This is a genomic window from Polaromonas sp. P1_E1_2, assembly GCF_056406035.1.
In genome coordinates this window covers 1-2,963 of the sequence record NZ_JBFUAZ010000536.1, presented here as the reverse complement: position 1 = coordinate 2,963, position 2,963 = coordinate 1, and the positions used below count along the sequence as shown (strand labels likewise).

Sequence of the window (2,963 nt, the reverse complement as noted above, 5' to 3'; positions counted from 1 at the left end):
GTGCTTGAGCGCGGCGAGGTCAATCATCGCCGGCGCCAGGGGCACGGCCTGCGCATGCGCATCGGGCAGGGCGTGCTGGGCCAGCGGTGACAGCGCAATCCCGGCCACAAAAGCCAGGGTGATGGAAAAGCCGAGGACGGTGGTGGTATGGCGCATGGAATCCTTTTACAGGGTGTTGTATATGGGCGGGCCAGTATGCCCATGTTGCGACGGGCTTGCCAATAGCGGTGACCCGACCGGGTGGCCAGCCTTTTCGTTTCGCTGCAGGTTCTGCCATCCCCGGCTCTGTGCTTCGCTCGTTTATGAGTCAAATCGGCCTATAGCCCAGCAAGTATCTGGGCAATCAGCTCCAGAATTGATAGCAAGTGACGGGCGGGCACCCGGCACGCCACCGTAAAAAACCGCCTAAACCAGCATGCCGAAGCGCCGCGGGCGCAGCAGCAGCTCATACTCTTGCGCGCTCAACCCCAGGTGTTGGGACATGGGGCGTGGTGTGGATGAAAGGCCGAGCGTCAGTGATTCGGGCCTTCGCCTATCGACAGCCATCAAGCAATTGCTCAAAAAATGGATAGTTAAAGTCGGTGAATCCAAAAAATCGCTTCATATCACTTCTCGGAACGGCAAACTGGATCTTGAATGCCCATGGTGGCAACGGCTTGCCTTGATTCTGCGGGAAAGCATGCACACCCGCTTCTGTGGTGCCTTCAATCTTCACTGTCAGCAGTTCCGCGGTGTACTGGGAATGAATGTCAAATCTCTTGACGGGTCGCTGGTTAAATTCGCAATCACGTGGATCCCCCAAGGGACCTTGGGCATACGACCCGACCGATGTCCCGGAGACTGAATAGAAAAACCCGTTTTTCATCACGTTGCTTTGGGAATTGCGGAGCATGTGAAGATTGAAGGGATGAAGGTAGAGCTTCTCCTTGATTAATCCGGACGGCTCTCGTGTGTCACTGATCACTGCTTCGTAGTCCGACACAAATACGGCCACCTTGCCGGTTTGGTTAATGCCATTAATCTGGATGAAGCCTTCGAGTTCACTGCGTTCTGGCATATGGGATGGCCCAATCCGGTAAATAAATTGAATTCAGAATGCAAACCCCTAATGGAGGGCTTGCCGACGAAAGCCCATTATCAATTTTCAGAGGTTCCAAAGGTCAACCCACCAAACCCCTGGCGTGAACTCCCTGGATTTATTAGAATTTCAGTAATTCCTGAAAATTCAATAAACCAAAGACGCCGTAAAGAGACCCAAACCATGAATCTGGCCCCCTTAACCCAGCGGTTTGTTCTCCATTTCGGTGAAATGGGCAGTCGGTGGGGCATTAACCGTACTGTGGGGCAGATTTATGCCTTGTTATATGTCTCGCCGCGGGCCCTGAATGCCGATGAAATCGGCGAAGCGCTGGCGTTTTCGCGGTCCAACGTCAGCATGGGGCTGAAGGAGTTGCAGTCGTGGAACCTGGTGCGGTTGCAGCACCTGCCGAACGACAGGCGCGAGTATTTCAGTGCGCCGGAAGACGTCTGGGCCATCTTCCGCACACTGGCCGAGGAACGCCGCAAGCGCGAGATTGACCCGACGCTTTCAATGCTGCGCGATGCGCTGATGGAACACCCGGCCAACCAGGATGACATCCACGCCCAGGCGCGCATGAAGCAGATGCACGACCTGATCGAGCTGATGACGGGCTGGCTGGCCGATGTGCAGAAGATGGACTCGGCCACGCTGATGAGCCTGATGAAGATGGGCGCCAAGGTGCAGAAGCTGCTGGAAGTGAAGGACAAGGTCGCCAGTAGCGTGAAGGCCGGTTTGACAGGCCGCACCGCATCCAGCAAAGTGGCGGCGAAGCCTTCCGGCGAGCTCCTCGGCCCCGCAGCACCTGCTGCCAACCTTCCCGACGAAAACAGGAGTTGATGATGGACGGTTTAGACGCATTCCTGTTGGCCCGCATCCAGTTCGCGGCCAACATCACCTTCCACATCCTCTTTCCCACCATCAGCATTTCGCTGGGCTGGGTGCTGCTGTATTTCAAGCTGCGCTTCGTGAAAACCAAAGCGCAATACTGGATGGACGCCTACCAGTTCTGGGTGAAAATTTTCGCGCTGACCTTTGCCCTCGGTGTGGTCAGCGGCATCACCATGAGCTTCCAGTTCGGCACCAACTGGCCGGGCTACATGCAGAAGGTGGGCAACATTGCCGGGCCGCTGCTGGCCTACGAAGTGCTCACCGCCTTCTTTCTGGAGGCCACCATGCTGGGCGTGATGCTGTTTGCGCGTGAACGCGTGAGCGAGACCATGCACACCATCGCCACGCTGCTGGTGGCGGGTGGCACCACGCTGTCGGCTTTCTGGATATTGGCGCTCAACTCCTGGATGCAGACGCCGGCGGGTTTTGAAATGATCAACGGCCAGGCGCATGTGACGAGCTGGCTGGCGGTGATCTTCAATCCTTCATTTCCGTATCGGCTGGTGCACATGCTGYTGGCGTCGGGGCTGACCGTGGCATTTCTGGTGGCGGGCGTTTCGGCCTACCGCTGGCTGCGTGATGACCGCGGGGCCGAAGTCATGGCCGGCCTGAAGACGGGCATCTACATGGCTGCCATGCTGATTCCGCTGCAGATCGTTGCGGGTGACCAGCACGGCCTGAACACGATGGAGCACCAGCCGGCCAAGCTGGCCGCCATGGAAGGCATCTGGGAAACCCAAAAAGGCGTGCCCGCGGTACTGTTTGCACTGCCCGACCAAGCCACCAAGTCCAACCGCTATGAAATCGGCATTCCCAAGCTGGCATCGCTCTACCTCACGCACAGCCTGGACGGCGAGGTCAAGGGCTTGAACGAGTTCGAGGGAAAACATCCGCCGGTGGCGCCGGTGTTCTGGGCCTTTCGCATCATGGTGGGGGTGGGCGTCCTGATGCTTCTGGTCAGTTGGGCCAGCGCGTGGCAATTGGCACCCTGGAA

3 protein-coding genes are annotated in these 2,963 nt (G+C 57.6%); 2 read left to right on the top strand and 1 reads right to left on the bottom strand.

What is annotated here, in order from left to right:
• Nucleotides 1–532: 532 nt before the first annotated feature.
• Nucleotides 533–1,057 carry a hypothetical protein gene (locus AC1D1P_RS19450; RefSeq protein ID WP_477674103.1) on the bottom strand — a complete coding sequence of 175 codons (525 nt, stop codon included), beginning with the start codon at nt 1,055–1,057 and terminating at the stop codon, nt 533–535.
• Between the two features lie 204 nt (nt 1,058–1,261).
• Between AC1D1P_RS19450 and AC1D1P_RS19445 the strand changes: the two genes are divergently transcribed.
• Nucleotides 1,262–1,918: a GbsR/MarR family transcriptional regulator gene (locus AC1D1P_RS19445; protein ID WP_477670055.1), complete on the top strand. Its 657-nt coding sequence runs from the start codon at nt 1,262–1,264 to the stop codon at nt 1,916–1,918.
• The coding region (locus AC1D1P_RS19440) for a cytochrome ubiquinol oxidase subunit I (protein WP_477674102.1) at nt 1,918–2,963 on the top strand (1,046 nt) is incomplete at its 3' end. The genes AC1D1P_RS19445 and AC1D1P_RS19440, both read left to right, overlap by 1 nt.